This is a genomic window from Sinosporangium album (assembly GCF_900100605.1).
In the GTDB taxonomy this organism is placed as follows: Bacteria; Actinomycetota; Actinomycetes; order Streptosporangiales; family Streptosporangiaceae; genus Sinosporangium; species Sinosporangium album.
The window spans coordinates 185,510-203,319 of sequence record NZ_FNCN01000001.1; the positions used below are offsets into that span (position 1 = coordinate 185,510).

Genomic DNA, 17,810 nt, shown 5'->3' on the forward strand with positions numbered 1-17,810 from the left:
GGTCACACCATGCGACTGAGAGTCACGAAGCACGAACCCTATGATTACACAGAGTCAGGGAGCGAGTAGGGCCACCATTACTTCTTTTTTGAGCTTCCACTGCCACTCCGCTTCTCGCGGATCTTCATGGTGAGCGAGATCGGGCTCCCCGCGAAGCCGAACTCCTCGCGGATGCGCCGCTCGATGAAGCGGCGGTACTGCTCCTCAAGGAAGCCGGAGGTGAACAGCACGAACTTCGGCGGCTCCACGGCCGCCTGCGTGCCGAACAGGATCTTGGGCTGCTTGCCGCCGCGCACCGGAGGCGGGGTCTGCTGCACCAGCTCGGTGAGGAACGAGTTGAGCCGCCCGGTCGGCACACGGGTGCGCCACGACTCCAGGGCGCGCTCGATCGCCGGGACCAGCTTCTCCACATGCCGCCCGGTCATGGCGGAGATGTTGACCCGCAGCGCCCACGGCACCCGGGAGAGCTGCCGGTCGATCTCCTTCTCCAGGTAGTAACGCCGGTCCTCGTCGACCAGGTCCCACTTGTTGAACGCCACGACCATGGCCCGGCCCGACTCGGTCACCATCGTGATGATGCGGAGGTCCTGCTCGGTGAGCACCTCGCTGGCGTCGATCAGCACCACCGCGACCTCCGACCGCTCCAAGGCGGCCTTGGTGCGCATGCCCGCGTAGAAGTCGGCGCCCTGAAGCTCGCGCTCCCGGCGGCGGATGCCCGCCGTGTCGATGAAACGCCACGTCTGACCGCCGAGCTCGATCAGCTCGTCCACCGGGTCGCGCGTCGTGCCCGCCATCGGGTCGACCAGGACGCGCTCCTCACCAGCGAGCCTGTTCAGCAGCGAGGACTTGCCCACGTTGGGCTTGCCCACCAGCGCGATCCGCTGCGGGCCGCGCTCGGTGCCGAACCGCTGCGGCGGCGCCTCGGGCAGCGCGTCCAGCACCACGTCGAGCAGGTCGCCGCTCGCCCGGCCGTGCAGAGCCGACACCGGGTGCGGCTCGCCCAGGCCCAGCGACCACAGCGCGTTGGCCTCCAGCTCCGCGCGCTGGTCGTCGACCTTGTTCGCGGCCAGCACGATCGGCTTGCCGGAACGGCGCAGCACGCCCGACACCGCCTCGTCGGAGTCGGTGATGCCGACCGTGGCGTCCACCACGAACAGGATCACGTCCGCCAGCTCGGCGGCGATCTGCGCGTGCTCGGCGATGCGCAGCGCCATCCCCGTCGCGTCGGGGTCCCACCCGCCGGTGTCGACCAGGGTGAACCTGCGGCCCCGCCAGGACGCCTCATAGGTCACCCGGTCCCGCGTCACGCCGGGGACATCTTCCACGACCGCCTCGCGGCGGCCCAGGATGCGGTTGACCAGGGTGGATTTGCCGACGTTGGGCCTGCCGACGACGGCGACGACCGGCAGCGGCCCCGCGTCGAACTCCTCGGCCTCCCGCTCGTCCTCCATCCCGGCGAGCTCGGCCGCGATCCAGCCGCTGTCGTCGTAGTCGCTCTCGGCCGTCACGTGCGTTCCTTAATCAGTCGAAGTATCTCCGCGATCACCTCGTCGAGGTTGAGCACGGTGGTGTCCAGTTCGACGGCGTCCGCCGCCATCGCCAGGGGGTCGGCGGTCCGTGTGGAGTCGAGCCGGTCGCGGCGGGCCATGTCGGCCTGCTGGGCCTCGACGCTGCTCCCCGCGATCTCGGCGGCCCGCCGCAGCGCACGGGCCTCGGCGCTCGCGGTCAGATAGACCTTGAGCAGCGCGTCCGGGGCCACGACGGTGCCGATGTCACGGCCCTCGACGACGATGTCGCCCGCGCCGATGATCGCCCGCTGCTCGGCCACGAGGCGGCGCCGCACCTCGGGGACGGCGCTCACCGCCGACACCGCGCCCGTCACCTCCGGCCCGCGGATCGGGCCGGCCACGTCGACGCCGCCGACGGCCACCGTCGGCGCGCCGGGGTCGGTGCCCATCTCCAGCACCGGCTCGCCGGCCCGGGCGGCGATCATCCCCGGGTCGGTGAGGTCCACGCCCTCGCGCAGCACCCACCAGGTGATCGCGCGATACATCGCCCCGGTATCGAGGTAGCGCAGACCGAGCGCCTTCGCGACTCCGCGCGACGCGCTCGACTTGCCAGACCCCGAAGGGCCGTCCATGGCGACGACCAGTCCGGTCACGGCCTCTCCCTGCTCCCGTTGAAATCCCATCGAATCCGCCGGACGAGGGTATGCGCTCTCCCCGTCCCCCTGTCCCGATTGTTCTGCGCTTCCTCGCCGCGCATTCGTGCTGTGCTCTCTCCCATGGGACCCGCCCAGGCGCCTCCCCCGGGTCAGGGGACGTGCCAACCGCGCTCGCGCAGCGCTGCCGACAGCGGCTCCGCCGACTCGGGCTGCACATAGAGGTCGGCCGCGCCCACGGGCAGCCCCGGGGCGTGCTCCAGCCGTACGTCCTCGATGTTCACCCCGACCTCGTCGGCCACCTGGAACAGGCGGGCCAGCTCGCCGGGGCGGTCGCCCACGACGACCTGCACCACCACGTAGGCGGGGGCCGGACCGCCGTGCTTGCCGGGGATGCGGCCCTGCCCGTGCACGCCTCGGGCCAGCAGGCCCGACAGCGCGCTCGCGGCGGCTTCCTCACCGGCGTCCATCTTGCGCAGCGAGCGGGCCGCGTCGGCGAGGTCCCGCGCCACCGCCTCCAGCACGTCGGCCACCGGACGGGCGTTGCCCGACAGGATGCCGAGCCACAGGGCCGGGTCGCCGCCCGCGATCCGCGTCACGTCCCTGACCCCCTGCCCGGCCAGGCCGAGCGCGGTGTCGGAGGCGTCGGCGAGCCGGGCCGCCACCGCGGAGGCAGCGACGTGCGGCGCGTGCGACACCACGGCCACCGCCCGGTCGTGCGCCACCGCGTCCACCTCGACCGCGTTCCCGCCGCACAGAGCGACGAGCTCCATAGCGATCCGCCTGGCCTCGGGACTCGCCTGCGGCTCGGGGCAGAGCGCCCACGGCCGCCCGAGGAACAGGTCCGCCCGGGCCGCGCCCGGGCCGGACTTCTCCCTCCCGGCCAGCGGGTGGCCGGGGACGTAGACGCTGAGATCGCAGCCGAGCTCGGCCGCCTGGGCGATCGGCAGGGCCTTGACGCTGGCGACGTCGGTGTAGAAGCGGGCCGCGCCCTCCTTCTGCAGCTCAAGGAGCTGGTGCCCGACCACCTGCGGAGGCACCGCGATCACGGCCAGGTCGACCGTCTGCCCCGGCTCCCACTCCTCGCCCGCGCCGAGCTCGCGCGCCAGCCGTACGGCTGACGCGTCGCGGTCGGCCAGCAGCACCCGGACCTCTCGCCGGCGCAGGGCCAGGGCCACGGACGTGCCGATCAAACCGGTGCCGACAACGAGAACCGAACGTATCCCGTCGCTCTCTCCGGCCGAACCGAACACGGAGCTGACCGTCATGGCTGGAGTTTCCTCGCTTAACTAACCCCGAAGGGGGCGCGGTTGCGCCTATTGCGCGATGTCCACCCGGAGCGCCGCAGCGCCCCGAAGGTAGACATGCTGGATGTCCTGACGCGCCCGGTCGATGTCGACGTGGGCCATCAGGCGGACGACGCGGGGCATCGAGCCCGGCACGTCGATTTCACTGGCGCAGATCAGCGGCACTTCGTGGAAACCGAGCTTGCGCGCGGCGAGAGCGGGAAACTCCGCGGTGAGATCCGGCGTGGCGGTGAAGATCACGCTGATCACGTCGTCGGTCGTGAGCTGGTTGCGCTCCATCACCGCGGACACCAGCTCGGTGGTCCCGGCGAGGATCGCCTCCCGCTCGTTGGCCTCGACTTGGATCGCCCCACGGATGGCTCGCACCATTTCATCCCCTTTCGTCGCGCGACAGGCTACATGCCCACGGCTGCGTACAGCTCGCCGACTTCCTTCACGGAAAGGGACCTCACGGTGCCGGGCTTGAGACGGCCCAGCTTGATCGGGCCGAACTCGATCCGCGCCAGATCGATCACAGGGTGGCCGCTCACCTCAAGAAGCCGCCGCACGATGTGCTTGCGCCCCTCGTGCAGCACGACCTCCACCAGCGCCTGCTGGCCGTGCTCCTGGACGATCGAGAAGTCGTCGGCCTTGGCCAGGCCGTCCTCCAGCTCGACGCCCTTCTTCAACCGGCGGCCGAGATCGCGCGGGATCGGACCGGGAACCTTCGCCCAGTACTTCTTCTGCACGCCGAAACTCGGATGGGTCAGCTTGTGGGCCAACTCCCCGTCGTTCGTGAAGAGCAGCAGGCCCTCGGTCTCGGTGTCCAGACGCCCCACGTGGAACAGGCGGATCTCCATGTCCTGGACGAAGTCCGCGAGGCAGGGGCGGCCCGACGGGTCCTCCATCGTGCTGACCACGCCGATCGGCTTGTTCAAGGCGTAGTAGACGAGGTCCGGAGCGGTCGGAATGCGCATGCCGTCGACGTGGATGACCTGCCTGGCCGGGTCGACCTTCGCGCCGAACCGGCGCACGACCTGGCCCTCGACCGTGACGCGGCCCGCGCCGATCATCTCCTCGCAGGCGCGGCGGCTCGCCACCCCGGCCTGCGCGAGGACCTTCTGCAGGCGCACGCCGTCCGGCACCTCGGTGGTGTCACGCTCGTCGGTGTAACCCTCGGGGTAGAACTCAGGGTCCCGCTTCGGCTGGCGAGCCGTCTTGAACGGGTTCGCCGCCGGGCCCTTGCCGCGACCCTGGTCACGGCCCTGGTCACGGTTTCGGCCGCGACTCAGATCACGGCCCTGCTCACGGCCCTGCTCACGGCCCCGGTCGCGGTCGCTGGACGCCCCGCCGCCGAAGCGCGACGGCGTGCGGCTGTCGCCGATCGTGGCGACCTCGTCACGGGACCGGAACCCCCGGCCCTCCGGCGGCCTGCCGTAACGCTCACGCGACCCGCCGCCCGACCTGTCGCCCGCCGTACGGCTCCCGCGGTCGCCCTGGAACCCGCCGCCCGGCCGACCGCCGTCGCGGTCGCCGCGGAACCCGCCGCGCTCACCGCCACGGTCGGCGCCAAAGCGCGCGCCTTCCCGGTCTCCACGGAACCCGCCGGAGCGGCCACCGTCACGGCCCGCCCGGAATCCAGCGCGGTCGCCACCGCGCCCGCCGTCACGGTCGCCGCGGAAACCACCGCGCTCACCGCCGCGGTCGCCGCGGAAACCACCGCGCTCACCACTGCGGTCGCTACGGAAACCACCGTCGCGGTCACCGCCACGGTCACCGCGGAAGCCACCGTCACGGCCCCCGCCGTAGCCACCCGAACGCCCACCGTCACGGTCACCGAAACCACCCGACCGGCCGCCGTCACGACCAGCCCGGAAACCACCCTCGGAACCACCGGAACGACCGGAACCACCCCGACCGCCGTCACGGCCCGCACCGGACCGCTCACCGAATCCCCGGCCGCCGTCACGACCTCCGCCGTAACCGCCGGAACGGCCACCGCCGCTGCCCGCGCGGAAACCTCCGCCTTGGCCCTCGGGCCTGCCGTAGCGCTCGGCGGAGTCGCCGCGCCCGGTGCGCTGACCTCCGCGCCCGGCGCCTATGGACCGGCCGCCGCCGTGCGGCCCTCCACCGGTCCGTCCTTGACCGCGTCCATCACCGGACGGGGTGCCTCTGCTCATCACTTGGTCTGCTCCTCAAGAGTTTCCACATCATCAGGCAGGAACGGGGCCAGTTCCGGCAGTTCTCCGATGTCCCTCAGTCCCAGCCGCTCCAGGAAGAACGCCGTCGTCCTGTAGAGCACGGCCTGGCTGTCGGGGTCGGAGCCGGCCTCTTCGACCAGCCCCCTCGCCACCAGGGTGCGCATGACGCCGTCACTGTTGACGCCGCGCACAGCGGCGACCCTGGCCCGGCTCACCGGCTGGCGGTAGGCGACCACTGCCAGGGTCTCAAGCGCGGCCTGCGTCAGCCGTGTCTGCTGACCGTCCCGCACAAAACGCTCCACGAGAGGGGCGCATTCGGCCCGCGTGTAGAAACGCCAGCCACCCGCCACCTCTCTCAGGTCGAAACCCCGACCGCCCTCGGTGTATTCCGACGCCATGGCCCGCAGGGCCGCCGCGACCTCGGCCACGGGCCGTTCGAGCACCGTCGCGAGACCCACCTCGGCCACGGGTTCGTCGGCCACCAGCAGGATCGCCTCAAGCCCCTGCCGCAGCGCGGGGTCGAGCCGGTCATGGGCGGGCGCCTCCCGACGCCCCTCAGGGCTCCGGCGCACACCCGGCACAAGACCGCCGGCCGGTTCACCCGCCCGCTCGCCGACCTCGAGGCCGCGGCCGGGATCACCCGTCGGGCCGTCGCCGCCCCGGCGGGCGCCCGGCACGAGGTCGCTGTCGGGGGTGCCCTCCCGGACGTCACTCATCGGCCGGTCCCTTCCCCGCGTTCTCGTCATAGTCGTCGCCCACCAGGACATCCCCCTCGTCGGAGCCGGTCCAGGTCACGTGCAGCTCCCCCAGTGGCTCAAGTTGCTCGAAGGAGACCGCGGCCTCCCGGAACAGCTCCAGGACGGCCAGAAATCGGGCGATGACCTCGAATGTGCCGTCGCAGTCGGCGACCAGGGCTCGGAAGGTCGCTCTGCGCATGCGCCGGAGGCGCGACACAAGGATAGCCGCTTGTTCGCGGACGCTGGCGATCGGTTGGTAGATGTGGGTCGTCGAAACCTGCGGCGGCGCCTTCGGGGTGAACGCCCTGGCAGCGATCTTGGCGAGCTGCTCGGGCCCGATGCCGAGCACGAGATCGGGCAGGAGGTCGGCGAACGGCGCCTCCATGGCCACGATCCTCGGATACCGCAGCGCCTCCTCCGCCATCCTCTCGGAGAAGACCTTCACGACCTCCTTGTAGGCGCGGTATTGCAGGAGCCGCGCGAACAGCAGGTCGCGGGCCTCCAGAAGCGCGAGGTCCTCCTCGTCGTCGACCTCACCGGACGGCAGCAGCCGCGCCGCCTTGAGGTCGAGCAGTGTGGCGGCGACGAGTAGGAAGTGGCTCGCCTGGTCGAGGTCCCATTCGGAGCCGCGGGCGCGGATGTGCGCGATGAACTCGTCGGTCACCTGGGCCAGGGAGATCTCGGTGATGTCGAGCTTGTGCTTGGCGATCAGACCGAGCAGCAGGTCGAAGGGCCCCTCGAAGACGTCCAGGTGGACCCGGAAGGTGTCGGGGTCGATCTCGGTGGTCTGCTCGGTCACCCCGCCATTGTCCCTTAGAGCGGCACCTCGCCGGTCGTGCGCGGAGCTCGGTCCGCGTAGGTGTCAGGCCAGCGTGCGAGCACTTCCCTGGCCAGTTCGCGGTAGGCGTTGGCGCCGAGCGACGACGGGTCGAAGCTGGTGATGGGCTCTCCGGCGACCGTGGCGTCGGGGAAACGCACGGTGCGGTTGATGACGGTGTGGAAGACCTTGTCGCCGAACGCCTCGACGACGCGGGCGAGGACCTCGCGGCCGTGGAGGGTGCGCGCGTCGTACATCGTGGCGAGGAGGCCCTCGATCTCCAGGTCCTCGTTGATGCGCTCCTGGACCTTGATGATCGTGTCCATGAGCAGCGCGACGCCGCGCAGCGCGAAGAACTCGCATTCGAGCGGCACCATGACGCCGTGGGCGCAGGCCAGCGCGTTGATCGTCAGCAGGCCGAGCGACGGCTGGCAGTCGATCAGGCAGACGTCGTATTCGGGGAGGAGCGGTTTGATCACGCGTCCGAGCACCTGCTCGCGCGCGACCTCGGTGACGAGCTGGACTTCGGCGGCCGACAGGTCGATGTTGCTCGGCAGCAGGTCGAGACCGTCGACGTTGGTCTTGAGCAGGACCTCCTCGGCGGTGATGCCACGCTCCATGAGGAGGTTGTAGACCGTGAGGTCGAGCTGGAGCGGGTTGATGCCGAGGCCCACGGACAGGGCGCCCTGCGGGTCGAAGTCGACGAGCAGCACGCGCAGCCCGCACTCGACGAGGGCGGCGCCGAGGTTGATGGTGGTCGTGGTCTTGCCGACCCCGCCCTTCTGGTTGACCATGGCGACGACCCGCGCCGGGCCGTGCGTGATTCGCGGGCGCGGCTCGGGGAACACCGGACGGGGACGCCCGGTCGGGCCGAGGCTGCCACTGCTCGGAGCGGCCGCGGCGGCGGTCTTGGTGTCACCCCAGGGATTCTCGGGAGTTCCCGAGGACGCAGCCTGGGCAGAACCGTCGGTGGTCAAAGTCACCAGATGAACCTCCCTGACGGCCCCGAACCGGACCGTCCGGACGGACACTATGGCGTCAACACGTATGCGGCAAGGAGGCACGCCCGGCCCTGCCGTATTGCCACATCGAGCGTAGCGGGGTCAACGCAACGCACGCGGATGCGCGGCGGCATAGACCTCGCGAAGCCGATCAACCACCACCTGAGTGTAAACCTGGGTGGTACTCACCGATGCATGGCCGAGTAGCTCCTGAACCACCCTAACGTCAGCACCTCCATCCAGGAGGTGCGTTGCAAACGAATGGCGCAATATATGCGGTGAAATCCTGTCGAGTCCTGCGCGTTCCGCCGCCGCCTGCAGCACCTCCCAGGCCCCCTGCCGCGTCAGCCGACCGCCCCTGGCGTTCAGGAAGAGCGCGGACGTGCCGCGACCGTGCGCTGCCAACAACGACCTGGCCCGATCGACATAGTCATCGAGGGCCTCCTCAGCGAAACGCCCCAGCGGCACCACGCGCGTGCGCCCGGCCTTGCCGCGCAGCCGTACCCCGCCGCCGTCGCGGTCGTCCACGGCCAGCCCGACGGCTTCGGAGATGCGCGCGCCCGTGCCGTACAGCACCTCCAGCAGCGCCCGGTTGCGCAGCGTCAGCGGCGCGCCGTCGGGGCCCGAGGCGGCGATCAGCCGCTCCACCGCCGCCACGGAGACCGCCTTCGGCGGCCGGCGGAGCTGCCTCGGCGGGCGTACGGCTCCCGCCGGATCGCACTCGGTCAGCCCCTCGCGGAGGGCGAAGCGGTGCAGGCCGCGTACGGCGGAGACCGCCCGGGCCGCCGACGCGGCCCCAAGGGCCCGGTGCCTGTCGTCGCCCTCCCGCAGCGCGGCCAGAAACGACTCCACGTCGGCCTCGGCCACGCCCCGCAGGGACATGTGGCCGAGGCTCCTCAGATGTTCGACGTAGCGCCGCAGGTCACGACGGTAGGACACGAGCGTGTTGGCCGACAGCCCCTTCTCCACCGCCAGGTGGGCGAGGTAGCCGGCCAGGACGGCCGCAGGCTCGCTCAGAAGATCCTCCTCCCGTCACGCCTCCGGCGCGTCGGCGGACCTCAATGAGGTGAACCCGTCGGCTGAAGCGGCGTATGCGGCGAGAATACCGGCCACAGCCGGGGAATTATGGATCTTTCCCTCTAGTGCGAGCCGTGCCGCGTCGGCGAGCGGCACCCACTCCGTCAACATGCCGATCTCCTCGTGCCGGTGCACGAAGTCGCGCTCCTCCTCGGGGATCTCGGTGAGCCCCCGGGCCAGGAAGATGCGGATGCGCTCATCCGACATGCCGGGCGAGGTGTAGATGTCGACCAGCGTGTGCCAGGTCTCCGCCCGATAGGCGGCCTCCTCGGCCAGCTCCCGCGCGGCCCCGGCGACCAGCGGCTCCCCCGGCACGTCGCGGATGCCGGCGGGCAGCTCCCACAGCAGGCGCCGCACCGGGTGGCGGTATTGCCGCAGCAGCAGCACCCGCCGCTCGTCGTCGAGCGCGACGACCGCGACCGACCCAGGATGGACGACGAAGTCGCGGTCGGCCGTCACCCCCTCGGGCATGCGCACCGTCTCGGTGCGCACCCCGATCACGCGAGCCTGGAAGTGCTCCTTGACGGCCACGACCTCCCACCGCTCGGGCACGTCCACGACCGGCTCGCGGCCCGCTCCGGCGCCGCTCACTTGCCCCTGCCCGCCTTGGCCACGACACCGCGGGTGTCGGCGTAGGCGAGGGACGCCGCGATGAGCCCGCGGAACAGCGGATGCGCCCGCGTCGGCCTCGAACGGAACTCGGGGTGGGCCTGCGTGCCGATGAAGAACGGGTGTGTCTCCACCGGCAGCTCGGCGTATTCCACCAGGCGGCCGTCGGGCGACAGGCCCGAGAAGACCATCCCGACCTTCTCCAGCCGGTCGCGGTAGGAGTTGTTGACCTCGTAGCGGTGGCGGTGGCGCTCGCTGACCTTGGCCTTGCCGTACAGCCTGTGGGCGAGCGACCCCTCGGCGAGCTCGGCGGGATAGAGCCCGAGGCGCATCGTGCCGCCCATGTCGCGCTCGCCGGCCACCACGTCCTGCTGGTCGGCCATGGTGGAGATCACCGGCTCGGGCGTCTCCGGCTCGAACTCGGCGCTGTTGGCCTTCTCGACCCCCGCCAGGGTGCGGGCCGCCTCGACGACCATGCACTGCATGCCGAGGCAGATGCCGAGCAGCGGCACCCTGTTCTCCCTGGCGTGGCGGATCGCCCCCAGTTTGCCCTCGATGCCCCGCACCCCGAACCCGCCGGGCACGAGCACCCCGTCGACCCCGTCGAGCTCACGCGCCGCGCCCTCGGGCGTCTCGCAGTCATCGCTCTTGACCCAGCGGATGTTGACCCGGGCGTCGTTCGCGAACCCGCCCGCACGCAGCGCCTCGGTGACACTGAGGTACGCGTCCGGCAGGTCGATGTATTTCCCGACCAGCGCGACCGTGACCTCCTTGGCCGGCCGGTGCACCCGCCGCAGCAGCTGGTCCCACTCGGTCCACTCGACATCGCGGAACGGCAGGCCCAGCCTGCGCACCACATAGGCGTCGAGCCCCTCCGCGTGCAGCACCTTCGGGATGTCGTAGATGCTCGCCGCGTCGACCGTGGACACCACCGCGTCCTCGTCGACGTCGCACATCAGGCTGATCTTGCGCTTGAGGCTCGTCGTGATCGGCCGGTCCGACCGGCACACGATCGCGTCGGGCTGGATGCCGATGCTGCGCAGCGCGGCCACCGAGTGCTGCGTCGGCTTGGTCTTCAACTCGCCGCTCGGCCCGATGTACGGCAGGAGCGACACGTGCAGGAAGAACACGTTGTCCCGGCCCACCTCGTGGCGGATCTGCCGGACGGCCTCAAGGAACGGGAGCGACTCGATGTCGCCGACCGTGCCGCCCACCTCGGTGATCACCACGTCGACGTCGGGCGAGGCCATGCCCCGGATGCGGTCCTTGATCTCGTTGGTGATGTGCGGGATCACCTGGACGGTGTCACCCAGGTATTCACCCCGGCGCTCCTTGGCGATCACATTGGAGTAGACCTGACCGGTCGTGACATTGGCCGAGCCGTGCAGATCGGTGTCGAGGAAGCGCTCGTAGTGGCCGATGTCCAGATCGGTCTCGGCGCCGTCGTCGGTGACGAACACCTCGCCGTGCTGGAACGGGTTCATCGTCCCGGGGTCGACATTGAGGTAGGGGTCGAGTTTCTGCATGGTGACCCGCAGGCCCCGCAGCTTGAGCAAGCGCCCCAGGCTGGAAGCGGTCAACCCCTTGCCGAGACTTGAGGCGACGCCGCCGGTGACGAACAGATGTTTAGTGCGAGAGGCATGCTTGGTTCGAGAAGCGCTGCGCAACAAGGGGCTCCCGTGGTCCGAGGGCGGGGACGGCCAAACGGAGTGCGGCCGAACGTGTCCACGGGCTCTCAGAGTATCAAACCGCGCCCCCCACGTGGCCCCCCACGTGCCCCGCCAAGTGCTCGAACAGCCCGCGCTCCCACCTTCCGCACGGCTGTCCCCTCCGCTCCCCCTCCACGCGCGGGCACGGCGCCGACCTCGACCTGTGGTTCCAGGGGGACTTCGAAGCCCTGCCCGGATCATCGCCCGACGTCACCTACGCCCCCTGCCAGGACTAACCGGTAGCTTTTCACCTCATGTCCTATGACGACCCCGCGCGCCGTGCCGTACGGCAGAACCTCCGCCGCACCGCAGGCCACACGCTGCGCGGCGCCGTACGCGACTCGAACGCGCTCCGCCCCCTGCTCCACGCCGCCGGGCTCGCGGGCCGGCGCCTCGCCGGCCGTGCCGTACACGCCGCTTGGAACGCCGTTCGCGCCGCGGGCGCGGTCAGCCGGGCGAGCACCGCGGGGTACCGCTTCCGCCGACTCGGCGAAGGCGCCCGCATCGCCTTCCCCGTCGGCGCGATCTTCGGAGAGGAATGGATAGAGATCGGCGACCACACGCTCGTCGGGGAGCGGGTCTCCATCTCCGCCGGCATGGTGCCCGGCGTCGACCTCGGCCCCGACACCATCGTCCGTATCGGGCACTCATGCTCCATCGGACGCGGCACCCACATCGTCGGCCACCGGTCCATCGACATCGGAGACAACGTCTTCACCGGGCCCTACGTCTACATCACCGACCAGAACCACGTCTACGACGACCCGGACATGCCCATCGGCCGCCAATGGCCCCGCAACAACCCCGTCGCCATCGGCTCCGGCTCCTGGCTCGGCGCCGGAGCCATCATCCTGCCCGGCACCCGCCTCGGCCGCCAGACCGTCGTCGCCGGCGGAGCCGTCGTCCGCGGCGAATTCCCCGACCACTGCGTCCTCGCCGGAGTGCCCGCCAAGATCGTGCGCCGCTACTCCCCCGGACACGGCTGGCACACCCCCGGCCCCGACCTCGTCCCCCTCTGACGGCCCGACGCGGCGTCCACCGCGCGCCCGCCTCATAGAGTGCTCTTTAAGCGCTCCACGTCCGCACAGCTCCGCGTCGGCACGAGGGAGCGGTCCGGCCACCGGGGAGGCACCATGCTCGCGGCCCTCACAGGCGTCGGCCTCTCCACGGCCGCCGGCCTCAACGCCTACATCCCCCTGCTCATCGTCGGCCTGCTCGCCAACCTCACCGACGCCGTACGGCTCCCGCCCGGCTACGCCTGGCTCACCAACTGGGGCGTGCTCGCCGTCATCGCCGTCCTGCTCGCCGCCGAGATCGTCCTCGACAAGATCCCCGCCGTCGACCATGTCAACGACATGATCCAGACCGCCGTACGGCCCGCCGCCGGAGGCGTCGTCTTCAGCGGCACCGAGGCCGCCGCGAGCCTGGAGAACTCCAGCTGGGTGACCGGACACCCCTGGGTGGGCTGGGTCCTCGGCATCGCCATCGCCCTGGCCGTCCACGCCATGAAGTCCGCGGCCCGCCCCGTCGTCAACGCCACCACCGTCGGCGTCGGCGCCCCCGTCGTCAGCACCGCCGAAGACGCCGGCTCCCTCGGGCTCACCCTCATCGCCATCTTCATCCCGGTGCTCGTCCTGGTGGCGCTGGCCGTACTCGCCCTCGTGGCCTGGCGCCTCCTGCGCCGCGTGCGCCGCCGCCGTACGGCCCGGCCGCCGGCGTAGCCGATGATCGGCACTTCTGAGCGGCCCCGTTCGTTCCCAGCAGGACTATGCTCGAAACACCTGGCTGAACTCGGTGGGAGGTGCCTCCGATTAGCACTTTGTTGACCATTTTCCTGGTGATCCTGCTGTTCTTGCTGATCGTCGGTGGAATCGCGGTCTATGCGGCGGTCCGGCTCGGCAAAGTGGCGGCGAAGAAGGCACGCGTGGCCGCCGACAAGTTCACCACCCACATGAACGCCATGGGCACCGGCGACTCCGCCGAGGTCGAACGCATGCGCATCGACCTCCAACGCGAGATCACCCTCACCCGCCAAGCCGTCGACCAGGCCATCCACCAAGGCTGGGGCCTCGGCGACCTGCCCCAGCTCGTCGGCGAGGTCACCCGCCACGCCCACGCCCTCGACGGCCAGCTCGCCACCTTCGCCCAGCAGAGCCGAGGCTCCGCCTACGTCGACCACGTCACCCTCGGCCGCCTCCGCGACCACTACGGCAAACTCGCCTCCACCTGCGCCCGCATCCGCGCCGACCTCCTCGACAGCCAGGTCGCCCACTCCGCCTCCGGCATCGGCGACCTCCACGACCGCACCGAGATGGAGATCGAGGCCCGCCGCCAGGCCAGTGCCCCCATCCCCGACCCTCTCGACCAGATCGACGACCTCTACCGGCGCACCATCGCCGACCAGCCCCGCCCCCAACCGCAGCCTCAGCCTTACCCCCACCCCCACCCTCGCCCCGAAGAACTCCGCTGACCCTCTCCACGGCACGGTGGCACGTCTCCACGGCACGGTGGCACGGTCGGCCCGCCGCCGACATCACGGACTCGACCTCAGCAAAGCCATAGGCTAGATCGTTCCTCGCCGCAGCCCTCCCCCTCACCCGTCCAAGGGCACGAGCCCGCTGCGGTAGGCGTGAACGGCGGCCTGGACTCGTGTCCGCAGACCGAGCTTGGTGAGGATGTTCGAGACATGGATCTTGACCGTCCCCGTGGCGATGTGCAGCTTCACGCCGATCTCGGCGTTCGGCCATCCGAGTGCCAGCAGGCGCAGGACCTCGATCTCCCGCACGGTCAGGTCTGTGTCCTGAGAGCGCAGGGAGGGTCCCGCGAAGCGGCGCACCAGCCTGCGGGTGACCTGCGGGTCGATCAGCCCTTGTCCTCGATGGGCCGCTCTGATCGCCGCGAGATAGAGCTCGGGGTCATCGTCTTTCAGTAGAAAGCCCACAGCTCCCGCCTCAAGCGCGCCGAACAGATATTCGTCTATGTCGAACGTGGTCAACGCGACAACCGGCACAGTCGGCATAGTGGCCACCAGTCGCCGGATCGCGGCTAGCCATCCATGCCAGGCATGCGAATGTCGGTCAGAATGACGTCCGGCCGCTGCCCGCGAGCCATGTCGACCAGCTCGGCCCCGTCGCGCGCCGCCCCCAGGAAGGCGATGTCGGGCTCATGGCTCAGCATCTGCCGCAGCCCTTCGCGGGCGAGACGCTGGTCGTCGGCGACCAGGAGGCGGATCACCGGACCGTCCAGGAGGCCGAATCCGCGGTTGCGGTATCCACCGGCGGTGAGGAAGGCGAATCGTCGTCCACCCTCGTAGGCAGGTCCATGCTCACCCGCCACCCACCCGCCCGACGCGGGCCGGCGCGGAAGCGCCCGCCAAGCCCCTCCACACGCGCACGCATCCCCGTCAGCCCGCGTCCACCGGGCGAGGCACGATCGATCAACGTGGCTGTGCCGTACGGCTCGTGCCCCGCACCTGGGTCGTCCACCGTGACGTTGATCCCGCCAGGGGCCGAACGAATCCGCACCGACGCCCTCTGGGCACCGGAATGCCGGGTGACGTTGGTCAAGGACTCCTGAACCACCCGATACACACACGCCTCCACCCGAGGATCGACAATCCCTTCAAGTCCTGCTTCGACATGCAGCGCCACCTTCAACTCTGGGCCTCCGCTCCGCTCCGCCAATGCGGGCAGGTCGGCAAGCCCTCGCTCGTGCGTCTCCTCCGTGTCGGTGCGCACCAGCCTCGCCAGTAGCGCCCGGATCTCGGCCAGCGCCTCACCCGACAGGTCCGCGATGCCGCTCAGAGCGCGGTCGGCTTCGGTGTCGCGTCCGCCGAGCGCCCGTCGGGCGCCGACGGCCTGGAGCCGGATGGCGCTGAGGTGGTGGCCGACGATGTCGTGGACGTCACGGGCGATGCGCGCCGCCTCCTGCGAACGCGCATGCTCCTCCCTGGCGTGCTGGAGCCGTACGGCCTGCACGGCACGCTCGGCCCGCAACCGCAACGCGTATCCCAGTGCCACGGGGGCCGCGCCGGCCGCCGCGTAGACCACCATGACCTCCGCTCCCGGCGCCCCCGCCTCAGCGCCGAACGCCACCGTCCACGCTATGGAGCCTGCCAGCAGAAGCACGCGCATGCGGTGGCGGTGGTAAGCGGCGGAGGCGACGACCAGACCCAGCACCCACGTCCCGGCGTCGCGTTCCGAGGCCATGGCGACGGCGAGCACCACGGCTGCGGAGACGGCGACCGCCGCCAGCGGATACCGCCTGCGGATGGCGAGTGGAGCGCACGCCATCAGGATCGGCACCGCCCAGCCCGCCACCGCGCCCACATCGTTGATCGGGACCGGTCGGCCGCGCGACCAGCCGTCCAGTGCCGAGACCACCAGGGCGACGGCCGCCATAGTGCACGCCAGCAGAGCGTCCTGCCGCATAGGCGGGATGCGTCGCCAGGCGGCGACAGCGCCCCCGGTGGTCACGGATCGTTTCATTCGACCGGTATCAGGCGGGCCGCGCGGGGCACGCGGTGCCTGCTGCGGGGAGCCTGCCCTCGATCAGGTACCGGTTGACGTGGACGATCGTGCATGGATCGCCGTGATTGACGTAAAGGCCGTGGCCTACCCCTTCGTAGCGGACCGTCACAGAGCCGGGCACTTGGCCGGTGATGGCATCGACGCTCGCGAATTCGTCAGCCGGAGAAATGCCCAGCATGGGCGGGAGATCACGGCCTCGAAGGGAAGCCGGCGGATTGACGGCTTCGGCAGCCCACGGCGAGCACGCGAGATAGGCGACTTCGCGCATCCCCGCGAAATTCGGAGACACCTTCGCCGCCCGCCTCACCGCCGTCCGATATGCGCGATGGGTGTTGTAGCGATAGCCGTCCGCACACCTGACCGCCAGGAGAGCGCCGGCCTGCTCCATCAAACCCCGGCCCTGCGGATCGAAGCCGGACGCACTGCCGTCGGCGGCCTTCTGGACGGCCGCGGCAAGCGCGGGCCAGCTCCTCTCACGCAGGATCAGGGAGTACGCCAGCACTTTGAGGTCGACACCGTCGTAGCGCCGGTCGCCGGCGGCTTGAGCGCCGGGGAGCGGGTCGCGGTCCGCCCGCCGTACGACGTCCTGCCAGATCTTTTCTACGTTTTTCCCGCTCAGCACACAGTCAGCCGACCGAGTGCACCATTTGGCGAATCTGTCGAAAATTCTCTCCAGTGCCTGGTACTGCAACCGCTCAGACGCGGCCACGGGAACCACGTGATTCGGCACGCTGTCCAGCGCCATGGCCCGGACCCGCTTCGGGAACATCCTTGCGTAAGTGGCTCCGACCACCCCGCCGTAGGAGTTGCCGAGGTAAGTCAGCTTCTCCTCACCAAGGGCGGCCCGGATCGCGTCCATGTCGCGAGCCTGCGTGGCAGAGTCCAGATTGTCGAAAACTTGCGGGTCGGCATTCCGGCACGCCGCGATCCCGGCACTGTTGACCTTAAGCAGTTCCTCGTATTCGCGCCGATCGTCCGGAGTGGCGACAACCGGCCCCCTCGCGCACGACTCCATGGGCAGATGCTCGCCGCTCTGACCGCCGCGCGGGTTCCAGGTGACGACATCCATGTGCTTACGCAGGTCCGCGAAGTTGGCCAGCGCCCGGGACACCACCGGAATCCCCGCCGCCCCCGGCCCGCCGGGGTGGAAGATCACCGTTCCGGCCGACTTACCCGACCCCGCCTTCGGCGCCCTGGCCAGCGAGAGCGTGATCGTCTTCCCGGTGGGGGCGTCCCAGTCGACAGGAACCTCCAGCTTCGCGCACTGCATCTCAGGAGAAACACCCCCCTCACAAGCCGTCCACGCCGGCTTCGACACCGGTGCGGCAGACGCCCCCGCAGTAGCGGACGCCGGATAACCCGCCGCCCCCACCGTCAACAGCACAGGTAGCACAAGCACGGCTGATCGAGGCCATTTCATTGGGAATCCTTACGGAGAGGTTGATACGGCAAACGCCGTCATCCTCACGCTAGGCATCAGCCATCTCCCACCACATCTGCCACAGGACATAGCTCTCCCCCACCACCCCAGCCCAGGTTCGACGAAACATCCCCGCGCACGCGGGGAGGACGGGACCCCGGGGCAGAGGGCACGATCTCGGTGGGACCATCCCCGCGCACGCGGGGAGCACCCTCGGTGACCTGGGGGTTTATCCCGGGCGAGGGCTGAAAATGAGCACCTCT

General features: G+C 70.4%; 18 protein-coding genes. 3 read left to right on the forward strand and 15 right to left on the reverse strand.

Annotated elements, in window-relative coordinates; all coding sequences use genetic code 11:
• Positions 1-77 precede the first annotated feature (77 nt).
• The 11 genes from der to BLQ73_RS00830 form a co-directional block, all read right to left on the reverse strand.
• Positions 78-1,451 carry a ribosome biogenesis GTPase Der gene (gene der / locus BLQ73_RS00780; protein WP_093167503.1) on the reverse strand — a complete coding sequence of 458 codons (1,374 nt, stop codon included), beginning with the start codon at positions 1,449-1,451 and terminating at the stop codon, positions 78-80.
• Positions 1,452-1,504: 53 nt separating this feature from the next.
• Positions 1,505-2,191 carry a (d)CMP kinase gene (gene cmk / locus BLQ73_RS00785; protein ID WP_093167178.1) on the reverse strand — a complete coding sequence of 229 codons (687 nt, stop codon included), beginning with the start codon at positions 2,189-2,191 and terminating at the stop codon, positions 1,505-1,507.
• A 122-nt stretch (positions 2,192-2,313) separates the two neighbouring features.
• On the reverse strand, positions 2,314-3,429 hold the full coding sequence (locus tag BLQ73_RS00790; protein ID WP_093167180.1) for a prephenate dehydrogenase: 1,116 nt from the start codon (positions 3,427-3,429) through the stop codon (positions 2,314-2,316).
• Positions 3,430-3,477: 48 nt separating this feature from the next.
• Positions 3,478-3,837: a chorismate mutase gene (gene aroH / locus BLQ73_RS00795; RefSeq protein WP_093167182.1), complete on the reverse strand. Its 360-nt coding sequence runs from the start codon at positions 3,835-3,837 to the stop codon at positions 3,478-3,480.
• A gap of 26 nt (positions 3,838-3,863) precedes the next feature.
• Positions 3,864-5,627, reverse strand: a complete 1,764-nt coding sequence (locus BLQ73_RS00800; RefSeq protein WP_093167184.1) for a pseudouridine synthase — start codon at positions 5,625-5,627, stop codon at positions 3,864-3,866.
• Entirely contained in the window at positions 5,627-6,364 is a 738-nt protein-coding gene (gene scpB / locus BLQ73_RS00805; protein WP_420819984.1) for an SMC-Scp complex subunit ScpB, read from the reverse strand. Before scpB ends, BLQ73_RS00800 begins: the two co-directional genes overlap by 1 nt.
• A complete protein-coding gene (locus tag BLQ73_RS00810; RefSeq protein ID WP_093167186.1) occupies positions 6,357-7,184 on the reverse strand; it encodes a segregation and condensation protein A in 828 nt (275 codons plus the stop codon). The genes scpB and BLQ73_RS00810 overlap by 8 nt, the downstream gene beginning before the upstream one ends.
• A gap of 14 nt (positions 7,185-7,198) precedes the next feature.
• The gene (locus BLQ73_RS00815) at positions 7,199-8,185 is read right to left on the reverse strand and encodes a ParA family protein (protein ID WP_093167507.1); all 987 of its coding nucleotides are present in this window, start codon (positions 8,183-8,185) and stop codon (positions 7,199-7,201) included.
• Between the two features lie 120 nt (positions 8,186-8,305).
• Positions 8,306-9,220 (reverse strand): site-specific tyrosine recombinase XerD, encoded by a 915-nt coding sequence (locus BLQ73_RS00820; RefSeq protein WP_093167188.1) that lies wholly within the window; start codon positions 9,218-9,220, stop codon positions 8,306-8,308.
• A 15-nt stretch (positions 9,221-9,235) separates the two neighbouring features.
• Positions 9,236-9,871 (reverse strand): NUDIX domain-containing protein, encoded by a 636-nt coding sequence (locus tag BLQ73_RS00825; protein ID WP_245690643.1) that lies wholly within the window; start codon positions 9,869-9,871, stop codon positions 9,236-9,238.
• Positions 9,868-11,556, reverse strand: a complete 1,689-nt coding sequence (locus tag BLQ73_RS00830; protein WP_093167190.1) for a CTP synthase — start codon at positions 11,554-11,556, stop codon at positions 9,868-9,870. Before BLQ73_RS00830 ends, BLQ73_RS00825 begins: the two co-directional genes overlap by 4 nt.
• Positions 11,557-11,852: 296 nt before the next feature.
• On the opposite strand from BLQ73_RS00830, the gene BLQ73_RS00835 reads away from it, so the two are divergent.
• The 3 genes from BLQ73_RS00835 (at position 11,853) to BLQ73_RS00845 (ending at position 14,068) form a co-directional block, all read left to right on the forward strand.
• The gene (locus tag BLQ73_RS00835; protein WP_093167192.1) at positions 11,853-12,617 is read left to right on the forward strand and encodes an acyltransferase; all 765 of its coding nucleotides are present in this window, start codon (positions 11,853-11,855) and stop codon (positions 12,615-12,617) included.
• A gap of 114 nt (positions 12,618-12,731) precedes the next feature.
• Positions 12,732-13,319 carry a DUF4126 domain-containing protein gene (locus BLQ73_RS00840; protein ID WP_093167194.1) on the forward strand — a complete coding sequence of 196 codons (588 nt, stop codon included), beginning with the start codon at positions 12,732-12,734 and terminating at the stop codon, positions 13,317-13,319.
• A gap of 98 nt (positions 13,320-13,417) precedes the next feature.
• Entirely contained in the window at positions 13,418-14,068 is a 651-nt protein-coding gene (locus BLQ73_RS00845) for a hypothetical protein (RefSeq protein WP_245690645.1), read from the forward strand.
• A gap of 123 nt (positions 14,069-14,191) precedes the next feature.
• Here BLQ73_RS00845 and BLQ73_RS00850 read toward each other — a convergent pair whose 3' ends face one another.
• Genes BLQ73_RS00850 through BLQ73_RS00860 form a run of 4 tightly spaced genes read right to left on the reverse strand, consistent with a single transcriptional unit; the run spans position 14,192 to position 17,499 of the window.
• Complete coding sequence (locus BLQ73_RS00850; protein WP_338056571.1) at positions 14,192-14,617, reverse strand: LuxR C-terminal-related transcriptional regulator; 426 nt, start codon at positions 14,615-14,617, stop codon at positions 14,192-14,194.
• 26 nt (positions 14,618-14,643) lie between these two features.
• Positions 14,644-14,832, reverse strand: a complete 189-nt coding sequence (locus BLQ73_RS34810) for a response regulator transcription factor (protein ID WP_338056572.1) — start codon at positions 14,830-14,832, stop codon at positions 14,644-14,646.
• Positions 14,829-16,073, reverse strand: a complete 1,245-nt coding sequence (locus BLQ73_RS00855; protein ID WP_176955203.1) for a sensor histidine kinase — start codon at positions 16,071-16,073, stop codon at positions 14,829-14,831. The genes BLQ73_RS34810 and BLQ73_RS00855 overlap by 4 nt, the downstream gene beginning before the upstream one ends.
• Before the next feature lie 22 nt (positions 16,074-16,095).
• Positions 16,096-17,499 carry an alpha/beta fold hydrolase gene (locus BLQ73_RS00860; protein ID WP_218125566.1) on the reverse strand — a complete coding sequence of 468 codons (1,404 nt, stop codon included), beginning with the start codon at positions 17,497-17,499 and terminating at the stop codon, positions 16,096-16,098.
• Positions 17,500-17,810: the final 311 nt, after the last annotated feature.